Consider the following 19,056-nt stretch of genomic DNA (forward strand, 5'->3'; position numbering starts at 1 on the left):
GGGCGCAATGCGGATTGCGCCCCGGCGGCTGAGCGGGCCTAGCGGCCGGCTTTCAGCTTCTGGAAGTAGCTTTCATACAGCGTGCTGGCGTCGCCGACGTCGTTTTGCCATTCCCCGTTGTTGATCACCGACTCGTCCGGATACAGCGATTTGTCGTTGGCGATCTCCGGCGACAGCAGCTTTTTCGCCGCCAGGTTAGGCGTTGGGTAACCGATAGTTTCCGCCACCTGCACCGCAATTTCGGGCCGCAGCAGGAAGTCGATCAGCTTCAGCGCGCCCTCGACGTTCTGCGCATTGGCCGGAATGGCCAGGCTGTCCATCCAGAAGATGCCGCCTTCTTTCGGCCAGACGATCTCCAGCGGGGTGCCCGCCTGGCGCGCCACGAAGGCCGAACCGTTCCACACCATCCCCAGATTGACTTCCCCCTCCATAAACGGGTTGCCCGGGTTATCGGAGTTGAAGGCCAGCACGTTCGGCATCAGCTTCTGCAGCTCGTGGTAAGCGGCCTCGATCTGTTTGGGATCGGTGGTGTTGCCGGAGTAGCCCAGCTTGCGCAGCGCCATCTGGAACACTTCGCGCGCGTCGTCGGTCAGCAGCAGGCGGCTCTTGTACTGCGGCTGCCAGAAATTGGCCCAGGAGGTGATCGTGGTCGGGTCGAGTTCGTCGCTGTTGACACCGATCGCCGTCGCGCCCCAGATGTAAGGGATCGAATAGTCATTGTTGGGATCGAAAGGCTTGTTCAGCAGGTTGGGATCCAGATCTTTGAAATGGCTGAGCTTGCTTTTGTCGATCTTTTGCAGCATGCCTTCTTTGCGCATTTTGGCGATAAAGTAGGTTGAAGGCACCACCAGATCGTACGCGCCGTCCTTGTAGGTCTTCAGCTTGGCGTACATGGATTCGTTGGATTCGTAGGTGGAGTAAATCACCTTGATGCCGGTTTCCTTGGTGAACTGCTCCAGCAGCCCCGGCGGGACATATTCAGTCCAGTTATAGAAGTACAGGGTTTTGCCGTCAGAGGCGTTTGCAGAGCACATGCTCAGCGCCACCATCCCGGCTGCGAGCAGATGTGACCACTTTTTCATGCAGCGTATCCTTCAGCAGTATTTAGCCGTTCCCGTATGCGCCGCCGCCTGCCGCGGTGCGTCATACCCCAGAAAAAGGTCATTATAGGTGCCGGGGTCCAGCGGGTAAAGGCGGTTATCCCGTTGGCAAATCAGCGATTTTACCGACCGACAGCGTGTCACAGTTTTATCGCTGCCCGCTGGACAGCCGTGCACGCGCATGAGAAACATAATCTTAGTGAATAAGCAGGGGGTGGCGGTGAATTTCAAACAGGTTTTCAGCCAGGCGGATCTCAGCAAGACGGACCTGGCCATTCTCAACTGCATTCTCGACAATCCGGACGCCTGCATCGATGACGGCATCCGAGCGGTGTCCGCCCGCTGCTACAGCTCGCCGTCCACGCTGGTGCGTTTGGCCAAGAAGCTGGGTTTCCGCGGTTATCTGGAGCTGGTGTATTTCATCAAGTTCAACCTGGCGATGGCGCCGGCCTATTTGGCGGAGCGGCAGGGGCCTGCGGCGGTCAGCGCGCAGCAGCAGGCGCAGTTTCTCGACCTGCTCGACCACGGCAAGATTCTGATCCACGGCAGCGGCTTCTCGCAGCTGGTGGCGCAATACATGTACAACAAGTTTATGACGTTGGGCATCGACAGCTACCTGTCGCTGTGGCCGGATTTCGACATTCTCGATCGGGAAACGCGCTTTCGCTTCAATATGGTGATCGTGATTTCAAAGTCGGGCAACAGCGGCTCGGCGCTGAGCTGGGGGGAGGCGGTGAAGCGCAACGACATTCGCCTGGCGGCGTTCTGCGGCGATGGCGACAGCCCGCTGGCGCAGCAGGCCGACATGCGCTTTATTTATGAAGACCGGCAAAAATATGACCACGATATTTATTATCCCAATCCGTTCTTCGGCCACTGCCTGCTGGGATTCGAAAACCTGATCAAGGCCTGGTTTGAACGGCGCAGCCGCTGAAAGCCGCGCCGTCGCCGCTACCGCCAGTGTTCGGCATATTGCCGGTGGGCCTGCAGGTACTCTTCCACCAGCGTTTTCGCCAGCGAATAGGAGTTCACCAGCGGGTGCACCATCAGCGCCTTGATGGCCTTTTGCCGATCGCCGGTTAAAATCGCCGCCACCGCCAGCCGTTCATACTCCTTCACCCGGGCGATCAGGTTTTTCTGGGTATCGGGGATGTCGCGCATTTTCACCGGATGGATCCCGGCGCTGCTCAGTTCACAGCTGATTTCAATCACGTCCTCCGGATGCAGGAAATCCAGCGTGTCGTTGTTCTGCATCGAGACGACGACGCGTTTTTGCTGGCCGCTGTTCACCGCTTCCAGGATGTCGATCGCCACGCCGGCGTAGCCGCCGCTGTCCGGCTGTTCGATAAACTGCTGCAGCGTCAGCATTTCGCGCTCTTTCACCTTGCCCTGGCTGGATTCGCGCTGCATATACGAGTTCTCGCGCGTCAGGTAATGGCTGAAATAGACGCTGAAGGCCTGTTCCAGTTGGCGGGGAATGTCCAGCTGCGCCAGGCTCGCCAGCATCTGTCGGTTGATGGCCGCAATCTGCTCGCCGCGGGTTTCTCCGGCGCTGACGATGGCGGCGATCGCCTGCTCGCGGTAGTAGTAGTAGTACAGATACTCGTTGAGCATCAGGTTATCCGACAGCGTCACCAGCTCCGGCGAGAAATATTTCATGCAGGTGTCGCGGTACAGGCGCGGATCCGCCAGCAGCCTGTCGGTCACCGGTTCGCCATTCACCCGCGCATTGCGGAACCAGGACAGGTGATTCAGGCCGAAGCAGTCGATGCTCAACTCCGCTTCGCGGCAGCCCAGCAGCTCGGCCAGTTCGCGGATAAACTCGCTGGGCGCATCGCAGATGCCGTACACCCGGCGGGTGAAGCCGGATTTGATGATAGCCTCGGTGACCATGCCGGAGGGATTGGTGAAGTTGAACAGCACCGCGTCCGGCGACGACAGCTGCTCGATCAGGCGGCAGTAGTCGACGATTGCCGGGATCGAGCGCAGCGCCATGGCGAAGCCGCCGGCGCCGGTGGTTTCCTGCCCCAGCACCTGGTGGTTGAGCGCAATGCGTTCGTCATGGATGCGGCCTTCCTCGCCGCCGATGCGCAGGGTGGTGATGATATAATCCGCGCCGCTCAGCGCCTGGCGCGCGTCGCTGGTCAGGCTGAAGGCGATATCGCCGCGGATGCGCTGGAACACCCCCTGGGCGATGGCGCCGTAAATCGCCAGCTTGTGCTGGTCGGTGTCCATAAACACCACCTCGGTAACGCCGATGCGGTGAGCGTTATAGGCGATGGACTTCGCTAGGAACGGCGAGCGCACACCGCCGCCGCCCAATACGGTAAGTTTCATTCGATATCTCCCATTAATCATTTCACAGAGTGGCTAAATACTTCTCAACCTGATTTTTCACCTTGCCGACGGTGACGCCATAAATAACCTGCACTTCACGCCGATTTTTCACCACCCCTTTGGCGCCGGTGCTTTTTAATGCCGCTTCGTCTACCTGTTGCAGGTCTTTTAATTCCACCCGCAGCCGGGTAAAGCAGTTATCGACGGAAATGATATTGTCCTTGCCGCCGAGGGCGCGAATAATAATGCCGCTCAGTTCATTCGGTTGGTTCTTGCTGTTCTGATAATCCTGTTTGGAATACAGTTTGACGTCGTCCCGGTCTTCACGGCCCGGCGTTTTCAAATTGAGTTTCAGCACCAGGGTTTTGAACACCAGGTAATAGACCGCGAATTGCACCAGGCCAATCACCACGTACAGCGGCCAGCGGGTAAGGGTGGCCGGCAGCGGCAGGTTGTACACCAAAAACTCGATCAGGCCGCTGGCGCCCCAGGGGCGCACCTCGAACAGGTTGCAGGCCACCTGCGACAGCGCGGTCAGCACCGCGTGGATCACCCACAGCAGCGGTGAGATAAACAGGAAGGTGAATTCGATAGGTTCGGTGATGCCCACCAGAATTGACGTGGTGATGGCGGGGATCAGGATCGCCTTGGCCAGCGTTTTTTTCTCCGGTTTGGCGGTGCGGTAAAACGCCAGCGCCGCGCCCGACAGGCCGAAAATGGTCACCATGCCCTGTTGCGAGAAGCGCAGCGCCTCGTTCATCAACGGCGAGATGCCCGGGTCGCGCATATAGGCCAGGAAGATCGCCTGCGAGCCGGAGACGGTATGGCCATCCTGCACGATAGAGCCGCCGATGCTGGTGAGCTGGAACGGCGACCAGATAAAGTGGTGCAGCCCGGTGAGAATGAGGAATTTCTCGAAGAAGCCGTAAACGAACACGCCGAGCGAGCCGGAGCTTTTCATAAAGCCGGTCAGCGAGATCAGGCCGTGCGAAATGGCCGGCCACAGGTAGCTGAAGGCGATGGCGTATACCAGGATCACCGGCGTCATGGCGATCAGCACCAGCTTGGCGCCGCCGTACACCGAGAACACGCCGCCCAGCTCGACGTTGCACAGGCGGTTATGCACCCAGGCGATGGTGACGCCGAGGATCAGGCCGAGGAAGATGCCCATGTCCACCACGGTGAAGCCCAGCAGCTCGGTCTGCCCGGTGCCGTAGTGTTCGCCGTTGATTTTTTGCGCCACCTGGCCGCTGAGCTGCAGATAAGAGGCGTTGGCGCCGAGAAACATGATAAAGCACATTACCGCCACCAGCGCCGCTTCGCTTTTTTTATCCTTGGCTAATCCGTAGGTAATGCCGATGCAGAAAATCAGGCCGAGGTTGCCGAATAATGGCCAGAAGGTATCGCCGATCATTTTTCCGACATGAAAAATGCCGGAACTTTCATTAACCAGCGTGGGATTGGTGAGAATAGAACTTAATGCCAGTATCAGGCCGATAACCGGCAGAAAAAATATCGGTCCCATCATGGCTTTGGAAAAAAGCTGCAGCTTGTTCAAGATATTATCAATAATACCTTTCATGGCAGTTCCTTTTTTATATTTTAGTGGATACGACGTTGCTGATCATGCTCCCTGAAAAGATGAAAGTGATAATGGCGAGCCCTGCCTGAATTCAGTTATAGGGGGAAAGATCCGGCGAAGCAATTGGCGGGAGGAAATAGGCACCGGTGGTCAGCGAATGACAACCGGTGCCGGTCGTGAAGGGGGGAGCAAAAGGGCGCCGCAGCGCCCTGCGGCGTCAGCCGGCTTTGGGACCGCGATCGCGCATGACCCACTGGCTGGCGATCACCAGCACCAGCGACAGCAACAACAGTATGGTGGCCAGGGCGTTGACCTCCGGCGATACGCCGACCTTCACCATCGAATAGATCTTCAGCGGCAGGATCTCGTAGCTGGGGCCGGTGACGAACGAAGACACCACTACGTCGTCCATCGACAGCGTGAAGCTCAGCAGCCAGCCGGCCGCCACCGCCGGCATCGCCAGCGGCAGGACTATCTTGCGCAGGATGGTGACTTCGCCGGCGCCGAGATCGCGCGCCGCCTCCAGCATTTTCACGTCGAAGCCTTTCAGCCGCGAATAGACGGTGACCACCACGAACGGCAGGCAGAAGGTGATGTGCGAGAACAGCAGCGACCAAAAGCCGAGCGAGATCCCCAGCAACATAAACAGCACCAGCAGGGAAATGGCCATCACGATATCCGGCGACATCATCACCACGAACAGCATGCCGCTGACGAACGGCTTGCCGCGGAAGCGGTAGCGATACAGCGCCACCGCGGTCAGCGAGCCAATCAGCGTGGCGAAGGTGGCGGACAGCACCGCCATGGTCAGCGAATGGCCCGCCGCCTGCAGCAGGCTGTCGTTGTTGAACAGCATACCGTACCAGTGGGTGGTGAAGCCCCGCCAGCTGATGCCAAAGCGCGAGGCGTTGAAGGAGTTGACGATCAGAATGACGATCGGGATATACAGGTAAGCGTATACCAGCGTCATAAAGCCGCCGCGCAGCAGACGGCCGATCATGCCAGGTCCTCCTTCTTGTTCAGCAGCCGGGCGGCACGGTAGTAGACCAGCAGCAGCAGGCCCATGACCAGCGTCAGACAGATGCTGGTGGCCGCGCCGAACGGCCAGTCGCGAATATTGAGGAACTGGCTTTTGATCACGTTGCCGATCAGCAGGTTCTTGGCGCCGCCCATCAGATCGGCGACGAAGAACAGCCCCATGGCCGGCAGCACCACCAGCAGGCAGCCGGCGATAATGCCCGGCATGGTCAGCGGCACGATGATGCGGATAAAGGTCTGCAGCTTGCCAGCGCCCAGATCGCGCGCCGCTTCCAGGCAGGACTTGTCGAGCTTTTCGATGCTGGAATAAAGCGGCATCACCATAAACGGCAGCAGAATGTACACCAGCCCGAGGATCACCGCCTCTGAGGTGTACATGATGCGCAGCGGTTTATCGATCAGCCCAATCCACAGCAGCGCGTCGTTCAGATAGCCGCGGGTGCTGAGGAACAGCTTCAGGCCGTAGATGCGGATCAGCGAGTTGGTCCAGAAGGGCACAATCAGCAGAAACAGCAGCAGCGGCCGCAGCTTCTGCGGCAGGCGCGCCAGGATGAAGGCGAACGGATAACCGATCGCCAGGCAGCACAGGGTGGCGATCAACGCCATGTTCAGCGAATGCAGCAGCACCTGGGCGTACAGCGGGTCGAACAGCCGGCTGTAGTTGTCCAGCGTGAACACCAGCCGCACCAGGTTGGCGTCGTCGCGCGTCAGGAAGCTGGTGCCGATGATCATCAGGTTCGGCATAAACACGAACAGCAGCAGCCAGGCCACCACGCTGACGATCACCGTATTCTGGAAGACCTTACGCGATTTCTTCATCGGCCAGCACCACCTCCCAGCTTTCGACCCAGGTCACCGCCATCTTCTGATCCAGCGAGTGGTCGACGTCCGGATCGTCCTCGTTGAAAAACTCGCTGACCATCACCGTCTTGCCGTTTTCCAACTCGACCACCGACTCCAGCGTCATGCCTTTGTAGTTGCGCTCGCGCACGTAGCCGATCAGGCCGTCCGGCTGTTCGCCGTCGTTGACTTCCTCTACCCGCAGGTCTTCCGGCCGCAGCAGCACCTTCAGCCGCTGGCCCGCTTCGACCGGCAGCTCGGCGTAGATATCGCACTGGCGCCCTTCGACGTCGGCGCGCACCCGCTGCGGATCGAGGCGCTGCAGCACCACGGCGTCGAAGATGTTGATCTCGCCGATAAAGCTGGCGACGAACAGGTTCTTCGGTTCTTCGTAGATTTCACGCGGCGTGCCGTCCTGCTCGATGCGGCCTTCGCGCATCACCACAATGCGATCCGACATGGTCAGCGCCTCTTCCTGATCGTGGGTGACGAACACGAAGGTGATGCCCAGCTTGCGTTGCAACGCTTTCAGCTCGTTCTGCATCTGCTTGCGCAGCTTGTAGTCCAGCGCCGACAGCGATTCGTCCAGCAGCAGCACCTTCGGCTTGTTGACCACCGCGCGGGCGATGGCCACCCGCTGTTGCTGCCCGCCGGAAAGCTGGCCCGGCCGACGCAGGGCGAACTGATCCAACTGCACCATGCGCAGCGCCTCTTCGACGCGCGGCGTCAGTTCGGCGCTCGGAACTTTTTGCATGCGCAGGCCGAAGGCGACGTTTTCAAACACCGTCATGTGCGGAAACAGGGCGTAGCTCTGGAATACGGTGTTGACGTGGCGATGCTCGGCGGGGATGGCGGTGACGTCCTGGCCGTCGAGCAGGATGCGCCCCCGATCGACGTCTTCCAGACCGGCGATCAGGCGCAGCACGGTGGTCTTGCCACAGCCGGAAGGGCCGAGAATGGTGAGGAATTCGCCGTCGTTAATCGTCAGATCGAGATCGGCAATGATCGTTTTGCCGTCGAACCCCTTGCTCAGGGCATGCAGTTCAACGAGGGGTGTCAGAGAGGATTTCTCAGTCATTTATAGTGTCACTCTATCCCGTGGGCTAATGCAGATAGAACCGCAACTGGAAAAGACTGCCGGAGCTCGCGGGGCTAACCCGTTGATCAAATGAAGCTCAAAACCAGCTGCGCCAATGGAAATTTTTAGAGCGCGCATGATAGACGTTGACTCGCGGAATTGAAAGCCGTTCCGGCCCAGATGCGTCGTTTTTCATCATGATAGCGGCAGATGACCCTAATATGACAGCTAATCCCCCGCTGAAATCATCACAGACTTTAATGATATTCGTTAAATCTGGTTAAAAATGACCTGACTCAATATTTGATCCGGATCGGTTCCGCATAATGAAACGCGATATTCTGAGGGCCGCTACCATGGATAAACTACTTGATCGCTTTTTCAACTACGTCTCTTTCGACACCCAATCCAAAGCGAACGTCAAGCATGTGCCGAGCACCGACGGGCAGCTGAAGCTGGCGCGCGCGCTGCAACAGGAAATGATCGAACTGGGATTTGAACGGGTGTCGCTCAGCGAGCACGGCTGCGTGATGGGCACCTGGCCGGGCAACGTCGCCTGGCCGGTGCCGGCGATCGGTTTTATCGCCCATCTGGACACCTCGCCGGATTTCAGCGGCAAGCACGTCAATCCGCAGATCGTCGAAAATTACCGCGGCGGCGACATCGCGTTGGGCATCGGCGATGAGGTGCTTTCGCCGGTGATGTTTCCGATCCTGCACCAGATGCTGGGCCAGACGCTGATCACCACCGACGGCAAAACGCTGCTGGGCGCCGACGACAAGGCCGGCATCGCCGAAATCCTTACCGCCATGGTGCGCCTGCGCCGGCGCAAGATCCCGCATGGCGATATCCGCGTGGCCTTCACCCCGGATGAAGAGGTGGGCAAGGGCGCGCAGCTGTTCGACGTGGCGGCGTTCGACGCCCAATGGGCCTATACCGTGGACGGCGGCGGCGTCGGCGAGCTGGAGTGCGAAAACTTCAACGCCGCGGCGGTGACGGTGAAAATCGTCGGCAACGGCGTCCATCCCGGCAGCGCCAAGGGCGTGATGGTCAATGCGCTGTCGCTGGCTACCCGCATACACCAGGCGCTGCCCGCCGATGAAACCCCCGAAACCACCGACGGCTATCAGGGCTTTTACCACCTCAGCAGCATCAAGGGGCACGTGGAGCGCGCCGAGATGCACTACCTCCTGCGCGACTTCGAGCGCGAAGGCTTCGAGGCGCGCAAACGCAAGATGGTGGAGGTGGCCCGGCAGGTGGGCAAAGGCTTGCCGCGCGATTGCTATATCGAAGTGACCATCGAAGACAGCTATTACAATATGCGCGAACAGGTTGCGGAGCATCCGCAGGTGATTGCGCTGGCGCAGCAGGCGATGCGCGACTGCGGCATCGAACCGGTGATGAAGCCGATCCGCGGCGGCACCGACGGCGCTCAGCTGTCGTTCCGCGGCCTGCCGTGCCCAAATCTGTTTACCGGCGGTTATAACTACCACGGCAAGCACGAATTCGTGTCGCTGGAGGGGATGGAACAGGCGGTGGCGGTGATCGTGCGCATCGCCGCGCTGACCGCCGAGCGGGCGCGATAAACGACGCTTGCCTTTGTCATAATTGCTTGCCGCAACAATGATTTGCTCTTAGTGTGAGGGAACACTTTTTAAGCGCAAGGACTTGCAGTATGAGCACTGAGTACCGCATCGACAGCCAGAGCCTGGGGCAGTTCGTTCAGGCCATCTGGCGCCGGGCCGGCAGCACGGCGCGCGAGGCCGAACTGGTGGCCGAGCACCTGGTGCAGGCCAATTTGGCCGGGCACGATTCGCACGGCGTCGGCATGATCCCCAGCTACATGGCCTCGCTGGCGCAGGGGCAGTTGCAGCTTAATCAACACGCCGAGGTGGTGCGCGACGCCGGCGCGGTGCTGACCGTCAACGGCGGCCGGGGCTTTGGCCAGGTGGTGGCCAACGAGGCGATGGCCAAGGGCATCGAACGCGCCGGGCAACTGGGGCTGGCGGCGGTGGCGTTGCACAATGCGCACCATATCGGCCGCATCGGCCACTGGGCGGAACAGTGCGCCCGCGCCGGCTTTATCTCGATTCACTTCGTCAACGTGGTGGGCGATCCTATGGTGGCGCCATTCGGCGGCAGCGATCGCCGCTTCGGCACCAATCCGTTCTGCGTCATCTTCCCGCGGCCGGGGAAAACCCCGCTGCTGCTGGACTTCGCCACCAGCGGCATCGCCTTCGGTAAAACCCGCGTGGCCTACAACAAAGGCTTGCAGGTGGCGCCGGGCTACCTGATTGACCAGCATGGCCAACCGACCCGGGAACCTAAGGTGATGCACCAACAGCCGTTCGGCTCGCTGCTGCCGTTCGGCGCCCACAAGGGCTATGCGCTGGCGGCGCTGTGCGAGATCCTCGGTGGCGCGCTGTCCGGCGGCCGCACTACCCATGACGCGACCCTGAAGGCCGACAGCGACGCCATCTTCAACTGCATGACCACCCTGATCCTCAACCCGCAGGCCTTCGAGGCGCCGGCGATGCAGGAAGAGGCCGAAGCCTTCATCGACTGGGTCAAGGCTTCGCCGCCGAGCGACGGCCAGCCGATCGCGGTGCCGGGCGAGTGGGAAGAGGCCAACCGCGCGGCGCGGCTGCAGCAGGGCATCCCGGTGGACGCCAACACCTGGCGGCAGATTTGCGCCGCCGCGCAGCAGGCCGGCATGGCGGATGCCGAGCTGGACGGCTACCGCGCCCAGGCGCGGCAGGCATAAAAAAGCCACCCGAATGGGTTAATGCTTGTCAGTTAGCGTTTTTCTGCGGGCGTTGGAGAAGTTTTCGGTCGATGAATATGAGATGTACCATGAAGCTCACGCGCCTCGACCGAGCAAGGGACCGTGGGCGCGGCCCCTTGCAACCCGCGCCTTTGCCCAATCAGACGGTTGGCTACGCCAACGTTACTCGGCCCCTCCAAGTGCCGTTCATTGCGGTAGCAGAGAAATGCAGGGTATTTACGGCAATTCTTCCTGCACGGAGCGAACAGAGATTGGATAAAAAAATGCCAGTCAGGCTTAACTGACCGGCATTACCCGAATGGGTGGCTTTATTGTTTCAATCGTCAGCTCAGTCGTTAAAGTACCAGTACCCGCTGTTGACCAGCGCGGTGAGCAGCGCCAGGAACGACGGATCGTCCAGCGCCTCGCCGAGCAGGGCGGCGTCGACGCTGAAGTGCTGGCACAGGGCGTTTGCGGCCTGCAGGTGTTCGGTGTCGATCAGTTCGCCGTTGACGAAGCACTGGTCGCCGACGCGCAGCACGCGCAGGCCGCCCAGGCGTTGCAGCGGCTCGCCTTGCTGCAGCAGCTCGTAAATTTCACCGGCCTGATACGGCGGCTCCGGCGGGGAGATGTCCAGCTCGTGGCGCGACTGCGAGGTAAACTCGCCGAACCAGTGCTGGAAGTGTTCCGGCTGCTGCACCAGTTCCAGCATCATCTGCCGCAGCGCGTCGACCTCCTGCGGCAGCACCTCGGCCGGCTGCTCGCGCAGCTTGATGTCCGGATCGCTGTAGCGCTTGCTGCCCAGCTCACGCGCCAGCACGTAGTCGGCGAAGCCGCTGACCAGTTCGCGGCCGTTCGGCGCGCGGAAGCCCACCGAGTAGTTCAGCGCGTTTTCCAGCGCGTAGCCCTCGTGCGGGAAGCCCGGCGGGATATACAGAATGTCGCCCGGTTCCATTTCTTCGTCGATGATGGCGTCGAAAGGTTCTACCTGCAGCAGGTCCGGATGCGGGCTGTGCTGTTTCATCGGCAGCTTCTCGCCCACCCGCCAACGGCGGCGGCCGGTACCCTGGATGATAAACACGTCGTACTGATCGAGGTGCGGGCCGACGCCGCCGCCCGGCACCGAGAAGGAGATCATCAGGTCATCCATTCGCCAGTCCGGCAGTTGGCGGAACGGGCGCATCAGCGCGCTGGAAGGCTCATGCCAGTGATCCACCGCCTGCACCAGCAGCGACCAGTTATTCTCGCCGAGGTGATCAAAGCTCTCGAAGGGGCCGTGCGCAACCTGCCAGCGGCCGTCCTGATGGCTGACCAGGCGGCTGTCCACTTCGTTTTCCATCGCCAGGCCGGCCAGCTCATCCGGGGAGATCGGATCGATAAAGTTTTTGAAGCCGCGCTTCAGAATCACCGGACGTTTTTGCCAATAGCGTTGCAAAAAATCGTTCCAGTCCAGATCTAATTGATAATCCATGTTCTATTCCAGGAGAGAGGAGTGAGCCTGAGTGCGATTATACGCGTCATGCTTCAAACTGCATCTTTGTTGGCTACGTTTGCTCACCTGAATCGCTTACTTCGGTAAGCTCATCGGGCTTGCTCACTGGCCGCCGCAATGCAATTCGAATTATTTAGAGTATATAGCGAGGTTTGGCCCCGTGGATCGGGGCCCGAGCGCCAGAATTCATTCGTTGTGGTGGGTGTCGTGCTGGCGGGCGAAGGTCACCTGCATGCGCGCGCCGCCGAGCGGGCTGTCGCTGATGGCGATTTGGCCGTCGTACTGCTCGATAATCTCCGCCGCCACCGACAGGCCAAGGCCCTGGCCCGGGCGCAGGGTATCGACGCGCTGGCCGCGCTGGAAGATCAGTTCGCGTTTGCTTTCCGGAATGCCGGGGCCGTCGTCGTCGATGACGATGGTCAGGTTTTTCTCGGAATGCAGCGAGGTGATCTCGACAAACTCCAGGCAGTATTTGCAGGCGTTTTCCAACACGTTGCCCATCACCTCCATAAAGTCGTTCTTCTCGCCCACAAAGGTCACCTCCGGCGAAATGTCCAGCGTGATCACCACGCCTTTGCGCTGGTACACCTTGTTCAGCGCCACCGTCAGGCTGTCGAGCAGCGCCGGCACCGAATGGATCTCGCGCGTCAGCACCGTTTGGCCCGAGTTGATGCTGGCCCGGTGCAGGTAGTAGCCGATCTGCTGCGAGATGCGGCCGATCTGATCCAGCATGATCGGCTCGGCCTCCTCGATGGTGGTCTGCTTGCCGGAGCGCAGCGAACGCAGGGTGGTCTGCAGCACCGCCAGCGGGGTTTTCAGGCTGTGGGTCAAATCGGACAGCGTGGTGCGGTATTTGGTGTAGCGCTGGCGTTCGTTGCGCACCAGAATGTTCAGGTTGCGCACCAGCCCGCGCAGCTCGCTGGGGGGATTTTCGTCCAGCTGTTCCCGCTCGCCGTTTTCCAGTTCGCCGACCTGATTGACCAACGCCTTGATCGGCCGCAGGCTCCAGTAGGCCGCCAGCCACAGCAGCGGCACCACCAGCAGCAGGTTGGCCAGCAGCACGTAGCTGAACCATTCCCACACCACGTCGGAACGCTGCAGCTCCTGCGGAATGCTGTCGACCACCACGATGGTCAGCGCCGGCAGCCGCGCGGTGGCGGCGTAGGTGTTGACCGCCACCGAGTGGGTCAGCGCATTCCGGTCGGTGTCGTCATAATCTTTCAGCTGATCCTGCGCCTTGGGGTTGTTGCCCAGCACTTCGCTACTGATGCGGGTGTCGGTATCGATTTCGTAGAAACCGGATTCCTCAAGCCACTCCTTGTTGATCAGCTTCTCCAGCTCCGGCACCTTGCGCTGGCTCCACAGCAGCTTGCCCTTGTCGTCGTAGATGAACACCAGGGTAGGGAAGTTGAGATCGAGATCGGGGGGAATGGCGATGGTGAGCTTGTTGTCTTTCCACTGCGCCAGGCTGAAGAACAGGTTGCTTTCGCCGCGCAGCAGGCGGAAGGCGGTCTTGTCGAAGCTGACGATATAACCCACAACCGCCACCAGGCCGTAGGACAGCGACAGCGCCAGGATCACCCCGGCGGTCGCCATCAGAAAACGGGCGCGCAGCGAAAACGGTTTTTTATCCTTGTTGAACATGATGTTCATTTCGCGTCAAATCGATAGCCTTGGCCACGCACCGTGGTGATCACTTCCTGCGGATACTCCGCCTGAAGTTTTTTGCGCAGGCGGCCCATCAGCACGTCGATGGTGTGGCTCTCGCGCAGTTCGGCGTCCGGGTACAGCTGCAGCATCAGCGAATCTTTGCTGACCACTTTGCCGGCGTTGCGGATCAGCGTCTCGATGATGGTGTATTCAAAGGCGGTCAGCTTGATCTGCTGTTCGTTCACGCTCAGCTCGCGGCGCGACAGGTCGATCTGGAACGGCGGCAGCACGATAACCTGAGAGGCCAGGCCGCTGTTGCGGCGCATCAGCGCCTGCATGCGGGCGATCACCTCTTCCAGATGAAACGGCTTGGTGACATAGTCGTCGGCGCCGGCTTCCAGCACCGCCACTTTGTCCTGCCAGCTTTCACGCGCCGTCAGCACCAGGATCGGCAGCTTCATCTGGTGAGCGCGCCAGCGGCGGATCAGGCTCAGGCCGTCTTCGCCCGGCAGGCCGAGATCGACGATCGCGATATCCGGCGCATGCTCCTGCAGGAAGTAGTCGGCCTCTTTGGCGTCTTCAGCGGCATCGACCTGATGGCCCATTTCACGCATCTGAACGGAAAGGTGGTGGCGCAGCAAACCATTATCTTCAACAACCAATACTCGCATGGGGGACTCCTGTGACTATGCGGGTGAACATCCTGTCACCCACGCTCTATAAGGTAACACGCTTTACGGCGTGCCTAGGGATAACGCGCGGCCACCTTGTCCATTCGAAGAAAACGCTGACGTTATGGTAGGTATAACCTGCTCAGGCCGCAAGCGAGCCGGGAAATATGCGCTATCAATTTTTGTGCCGAATCATTATCGGCAACGGCTGATAAACGCTGAATAAACAACGGCGGCACAAAATTAAACGAAACTTAAACGCAAGGCGGCTCGACCCGCGGTACAAAGTGTGAGCAAGATCGTTGAAAAAACTCAAAGGTATTATTAAGGTATTATCAAGGTATCAAATTGATGCCAACACCAGGCCCTTACACCGCCGCCCCGGTTAACCCGGCCGGCCCTGAGTCAGCAAGGATATAATAATGAAACGTCCTCATCTGAAGCTGTCCGTCATGATGTTTGCAGAATGGTTTATCTGGGGGGCGTGGTTTGTCCCCCTGTGGCAGTACCTGAACAAGCTTGGCTTTACCCCGGCGGAAATCGCCTGGTCCTACAGCAGCACCGCCATCGCCGCCATTTTGTCGCCGGTGCTGGTGGGGGTGATCGCCGATCGCTACTTCGCCGCGCAGAAAGTGCTGGGCTGGCTGCACCTGGCGGGCGGCGGGCTGATGTTCATCATCGCCTGGCAGACCCAGTTCTCCAGCTTCTTCCCGCTGCTGGTGCTGTACGCCATCACTTACATGCCGACCGTGGCGCTGACCAACAGCATCGCCTTCGCCAACATCGCCGACGCCGAAAAAGAGTTTCCGCGCATCCGCGTGCTGGGCACGCTGGGCTGGATCGCCTCCGGTCTGGTGATCGGTTTTATGCTGCCGCCGCTGTTGGGCAGCGCCAATATCTCCGACGGCAATCTGCCGCTGATCATCACCGGCATCGCGTCGCTGCTGCTCGGCCTGTACAGCTTCGGTTTGCCCAACACCCCGGCCAAGGGCAGCGGCCCGGTGGACGTCAAGGCGCTGCTTGGCCTGAATGCGCTCGGCCTGCTGAAGGATCGTTCGTTCGCCACCTTCGCGCTGTGTTCCTTCCTGTTTTGCATGCCGCTGGCGTTCTATTACCAGTTCGCCAACGGCTATCTGACCCAGGTCGGCCTGCCGGACGCCACCGGTTGGATGACCCTCGGCCAAGTGTCGGAAATCTTCGCCATGCTGGCGCTGCCGCTGTTGCTCAAACGCTTCGGCATCAAGAAAGTGCTGATGCTCGGCTTTGTCACCGCCGCCATCCGTTACCTGTTCTTTATCTACGGCGGCACCGCCGACGTCTGGGCCTACAGCATGCTGTTCCTCGGCATACTGCTGCACGGCGTCAGCTATGACTTCTACTTCGTCACCGGCTACATCTACGTCGACAAAAAAGCGCCGCCGCACATGCGCACCGCGGCGCAGGGCCTGATCACCCTGATCTGCCAGGGGCTGGGCAGCTTTATCGGCAACTGGCTGGGCGGCCGGGCGATGACCACCTTCGCGCTGGCGCAGCCGCGCGACGGCATGACCTTTGACTGGTTCGCCGTGTGGGGCGTCGGCGCGGCGATGGTGGTGGCGGTGATGCTGCTGTTCCTGCTGTTTTTCCGCGAGCGCAGCCACGACATTACGCCGGTCAGCCTCACCCAATCATGATTCGGCGCCGGGCCTGACGCCCGGCGCGGCACAATACTCAGGAGCAACAGATGAAGCAGTTAACCCAGGAACAACGCGTAGTGGGCGCACTTTATGGGCAAATGCTGGGCGATGCGCTCGGCATGCCTTCCGAACTGTGGCCGCGTGAGCGGGTTAAACGCCACTTCGGCTGGATAGATCGTTTTCTCGACGGCCCGGCGGAAAATAGCGCCGCCTGCTATTTCAAGGCCGGCCAGTATACCGACGACACCTCGATGGCGCTGGCGCTGGCCGACGCCCTGGTGGAGGCGGAAGGGCAGGTGGTGCCGGAACTGATCGCCCGCAACGTGATCCGCTGGGTGGACAGTTTCGACGCCTTCAACAAGAACATCCTTGGCCCCAGCTCCAAGCTGGCGCTGGGGGCGCAGAAGCAGGGCACGCCGATCGCCGAGCTGGAGAACAACGGCGTCACCAACGGCGCGGCGATGCGCGTGTCGCCGCTGGGCTGCGTACTGCCGTCAGCGCCGCTGGCGCGTTTTTGCCGGCAAACCTGGCTGGCCTCCAGCCCGACGCATAAATCCGACATCGCCGTCGCCGGCGCGGTCGTTATCGCCTGGGCGGTGTCGCGAGCGGTGGAGGGCGCCAGCTGGGAAGAGATCCGTCTGGCGCTGCCGGGGGTGGCGGAGTACGCCCAGCGCCGCCAGGAGACTACCTTCAGCGCCTCGCTGTCGGCGCGCATCGAGCTGGCGTTCCGGGTGGTGGACGAGTCCATCGGCACCGAGCAGGCCTCCGAGCGGGTTTATCAGCTGGTCGGCGCCGGCGTCAGCACCATCGAGTCGGTGCCGGCGGCGTTGGCGATGGTGCAGCTGGCGCAGACCGATCCCACCCGCTGTGCGGTGCTGTGCGCCAATCTGGGCGGGGATACCGACACCATCGGCGCGATGGCTACGGCAGTCTGCGGCGCGCTGAACGGCATCGATGCTTTCGATCCGTCGCTGCTGGCGGAGTTGAAAAGGGTTAACCCGCTGGACGTCAGCGCCTATGCGCCGGCGTTTCTGCGTTTCCGCCGGCGCTGGCAGGAGGCGGAATGAGCCACGAACGACGCGAGCTGCTGCGCAGCCTGACGCAGGGTGGATGGCATCAGCAGTGCCCGGTGACGGTGATCGGCGCGGCGGTGATGGATATGGTGGTCAGCGCCGATGCGCTGCCGCCGCGCGGCGGCGACGTCGCCGCTAAAATGCAGGGGTTCCACCTCGGCGGCTGCGCGCTGAACATCGCCGTGGCGCTGAAACAGCTGGGCATCGAGAGCCGCAACCTGCTGCCGGTCGGCGAAGGCCCGTGGGCCGACCGCCTGCGCGATGGCATGGCGCGCCGCGGCCTGCGATCCGATCTGCCGGTGAGCGGCGAAGACAACGGTTGGTGCATGGCGCTGGTGGAGCCGGACGGCGAGCGCACCTTCATTTCCATCGACGGGGTGGAAAACCAGTGGCAGGCGGCCTGGCTGGAGCGGGCCGCGCCCGTCGCCGGGCTGGCGTATCTTTCCGGTTATCAGCTGAGCGCCGCCAAAGGCGGGGTGTTGATCGACTGGATGCTGCGCCTGCCGCCGACGGTGCGGGTCGTGCTGGACATCGGCCCGCGCATCGACGTAATCGACGCCGCCTTGCTGCAGCGGCTGATCCGCCCGGGGGTGATCCTGACCCTCAACCAGCGTGAGGCGCAGCATCTCGGCATGCGGGGCGATATCGGCCATTTCTGCCGCGGGCTGTGGCGGCGCACCCGCCAGCCGGTGGTGGTGCGTTGCGGCGCGGAGGGGGCGTATTACCATGCCGGGGAGGCGGACTGCGGCTGGATCGCGGCGCGCCGGGTGCGGGTGGCGGACAGCATCGGCGCGGGCGACAGCCACAGCGCCGGCCTGTTGGCCGGATTGGCGCTGGGCCTGACGCCGCGCCAGACCATGATGCTGGCCAACAGCATCGCCGGCTACGTGGTTTCGCAGCCCGGCGGCGACTGTGCGCCGACGCTGGCCCAGCTGCTGGCCAGCGAAGAAGCCTAGTCCTCGCTGATAAACTCGTACATGTCGCTGCGGCAGAAGCTTTCGCTGTATTCGATCGGTTTTTTGCCGCTGTCGAACAGCGTCTGCCGCACGATCAGCAGCGGCATCGGCTCTTTCAGCTGCAGCGCCTGCAGGGTCTCGTCGTCGCTCATCGCCGCGCTCACCTGGCTGCGCAGCGAGCCCAGCTCGACGTTGTTCAGGCGGAAATAGTCATACAGCGAAACGCCGATGTCCTCGACGTTGGCGATCGCTTCCGCCACCACGTAAGACACCGCCACCGACATCGGGCGTTTATCGATAAAGTGGATGCGCTTCAGCTTGTATACCGGGGTGTTTTCCGCCAGCGCCAGCTTGGCCGCCAGCGCCGGGTCGGCGGGGATCTGTTCGCGACTGATCCACACCGTGTCCGGTTTGCGCCCCTGCAGCATCACCTCACGCGAGAAGCCTTTGACGTCCGCCAGCGAGTAGGCCAGCTTGGGCTCCGGCTGCTGTGGCTGGATAAAGGTGCCGTAGCCGCGCGAGCGGCCGATGATGCCGTCCTGTTCCAGGCAGGCCAATGCCTTGCGCACCGTGATGCGCGAGATGCCGAGCCGATCGGTGAAGTGGCGCTCGCTGGGCAGAAAATCCCCCTGGCTCAACACCCCCTGGTCGATGGCCTGGCGCACCGATTCGTTAAAGCGCAGGTACAGCGGCATCGCGCCCGCGCTGGCCAGATCCCGCTGCAGTTTGTCCAGCAGACGCTGGTTGGTGTCCATGCTCATAGCCGACAGAAATCCCGTAGCCTCAATGCGATAGCCTA

General features: G+C 61.2%; 16 protein-coding genes. 6 read left to right on the plus strand and 10 right to left on the minus strand.

Annotated elements, in window-relative coordinates:
* Nucleotides 1-38 precede the first annotated feature (38 nt).
* Entirely contained in the window at nt 39-1,082 is a 1,044-nt protein-coding gene (gene potD, locus D7I37_RS18100; RefSeq protein ID WP_061800540.1) for a spermidine/putrescine ABC transporter substrate-binding protein PotD, read from the minus strand.
* A gap of 238 nt (nt 1,083-1,320) precedes the next feature.
* Here potD and D7I37_RS18105 point away from each other — a divergent pair, with 238 nt between their 5' ends.
* A complete protein-coding gene (locus tag D7I37_RS18105) occupies nt 1,321-2,034 on the plus strand; it encodes a MurR/RpiR family transcriptional regulator (protein WP_061800562.1) in 714 nt (237 codons plus the stop codon).
* A gap of 17 nt (nt 2,035-2,051) precedes the next feature.
* Here the strand turns inward: D7I37_RS18105 and D7I37_RS18110 are convergent, their stop codons facing one another.
* The 5 genes from D7I37_RS18110 to potA all read right to left on the minus strand — a co-directional run bounded on the left by D7I37_RS18110 (nt 2,052) and on the right by potA (nt 7,975).
* Entirely contained in the window at nt 2,052-3,437 is a 1,386-nt protein-coding gene (locus D7I37_RS18110; protein ID WP_061800538.1) for a glycoside hydrolase, read from the minus strand.
* A gap of 22 nt (nt 3,438-3,459) precedes the next feature.
* Nucleotides 3,460-5,019: a PTS transporter subunit EIIC gene (locus D7I37_RS18115; protein WP_129544132.1), complete on the minus strand. Its 1,560-nt coding sequence runs from the start codon at nt 5,017-5,019 to the stop codon at nt 3,460-3,462.
* A gap of 217 nt (nt 5,020-5,236) precedes the next feature.
* Nucleotides 5,237-6,019, minus strand: a complete 783-nt coding sequence (potC, locus tag D7I37_RS18120; RefSeq protein ID WP_061800534.1) for a spermidine/putrescine ABC transporter permease PotC — start codon at nt 6,017-6,019, stop codon at nt 5,237-5,239.
* Entirely contained in the window at nt 6,016-6,876 is an 861-nt protein-coding gene (gene potB / locus D7I37_RS18125; RefSeq protein ID WP_061800533.1) for a spermidine/putrescine ABC transporter permease PotB, read from the minus strand. Before potB ends, potC begins: the two co-directional genes overlap by 4 nt.
* Nucleotides 6,860-7,975, minus strand: coding sequence for a spermidine/putrescine ABC transporter ATP-binding protein PotA (potA, locus tag D7I37_RS18130; protein ID WP_095097115.1), 1,116 nt, complete (start codon nt 7,973-7,975; stop codon nt 6,860-6,862). The genes potB and potA overlap by 17 nt, the downstream gene beginning before the upstream one ends.
* A gap of 356 nt (nt 7,976-8,331) precedes the next feature.
* On the opposite strand from potA, the gene pepT reads away from it, so the two are divergent.
* Together pepT and D7I37_RS18140 are read left to right on the plus strand one after the other, a co-directional pair.
* The gene (gene pepT / locus D7I37_RS18135) at nt 8,332-9,561 is read left to right on the plus strand and encodes a peptidase T (RefSeq protein ID WP_095100116.1); all 1,230 of its coding nucleotides are present in this window, start codon (nt 8,332-8,334) and stop codon (nt 9,559-9,561) included.
* Between the two features lie 89 nt (nt 9,562-9,650).
* The gene (locus tag D7I37_RS18140; RefSeq protein WP_129544133.1) at nt 9,651-10,739 is read left to right on the plus strand and encodes a malate/lactate/ureidoglycolate dehydrogenase; all 1,089 of its coding nucleotides are present in this window, start codon (nt 9,651-9,653) and stop codon (nt 10,737-10,739) included.
* 349 nt (nt 10,740-11,088) lie between these two features.
* On the opposite strand, the gene D7I37_RS18145 is transcribed toward D7I37_RS18140, so the two are convergent.
* From D7I37_RS18145 to phoP, 3 genes are all read right to left on the minus strand, one after another.
* Nucleotides 11,089-12,210, minus strand: a complete 1,122-nt coding sequence (locus D7I37_RS18145) for a cupin domain-containing protein (RefSeq protein WP_061795383.1) — start codon at nt 12,208-12,210, stop codon at nt 11,089-11,091.
* A 207-nt stretch (nt 12,211-12,417) separates the two neighbouring features.
* Nucleotides 12,418-13,875, minus strand: coding sequence for a two-component system sensor histidine kinase PhoQ (phoQ, locus tag D7I37_RS18150; RefSeq protein WP_061795521.1), 1,458 nt, complete (start codon nt 13,873-13,875; stop codon nt 12,418-12,420).
* Between the two features lie 5 nt (nt 13,876-13,880).
* Complete coding sequence (gene phoP / locus D7I37_RS18155; protein WP_020826469.1) at nt 13,881-14,552, minus strand: two-component system response regulator PhoP; 672 nt, start codon at nt 14,550-14,552, stop codon at nt 13,881-13,883.
* 422 nt (nt 14,553-14,974) lie between these two features.
* Here phoP and D7I37_RS18160 point away from each other — a divergent pair, with 422 nt between their 5' ends.
* The 3 genes from D7I37_RS18160 to D7I37_RS18170 are packed head-to-tail and all read left to right on the plus strand — an operon-like array spanning nt 14,975 to nt 18,257.
* Nucleotides 14,975-16,225: a nucleoside permease gene (locus tag D7I37_RS18160; protein ID WP_061795384.1), complete on the plus strand. Its 1,251-nt coding sequence runs from the start codon at nt 14,975-14,977 to the stop codon at nt 16,223-16,225.
* 50 nt (nt 16,226-16,275) lie between these two features.
* Nucleotides 16,276-17,295, plus strand: a complete 1,020-nt coding sequence (locus tag D7I37_RS18165; protein ID WP_061795385.1) for an ADP-ribosylglycohydrolase family protein — start codon at nt 16,276-16,278, stop codon at nt 17,293-17,295.
* Nucleotides 17,292-18,257: a PfkB family carbohydrate kinase gene (locus tag D7I37_RS18170; protein WP_061795386.1), complete on the plus strand. Its 966-nt coding sequence runs from the start codon at nt 17,292-17,294 to the stop codon at nt 18,255-18,257. Before D7I37_RS18165 ends, D7I37_RS18170 begins: the two co-directional genes overlap by 4 nt.
* Here the strand turns inward: D7I37_RS18170 and D7I37_RS18175 are convergent.
* On the minus strand, nt 18,254-19,018 hold the full coding sequence (locus D7I37_RS18175) for a GntR family transcriptional regulator (protein WP_095097128.1): 765 nt from the start codon (nt 19,016-19,018) through the stop codon (nt 18,254-18,256). The two genes, D7I37_RS18170 and D7I37_RS18175, sit on opposite strands and share 4 nt — an antisense overlap.
* Nucleotides 19,019-19,056: the final 38 nt, after the last annotated feature.

Source organism: Serratia sp. 1D1416 (assembly GCF_003641105.1).
GTDB classification, from domain to species: Bacteria; Pseudomonadota; Gammaproteobacteria; order Enterobacterales; family Enterobacteriaceae; genus Serratia; species Serratia ficaria.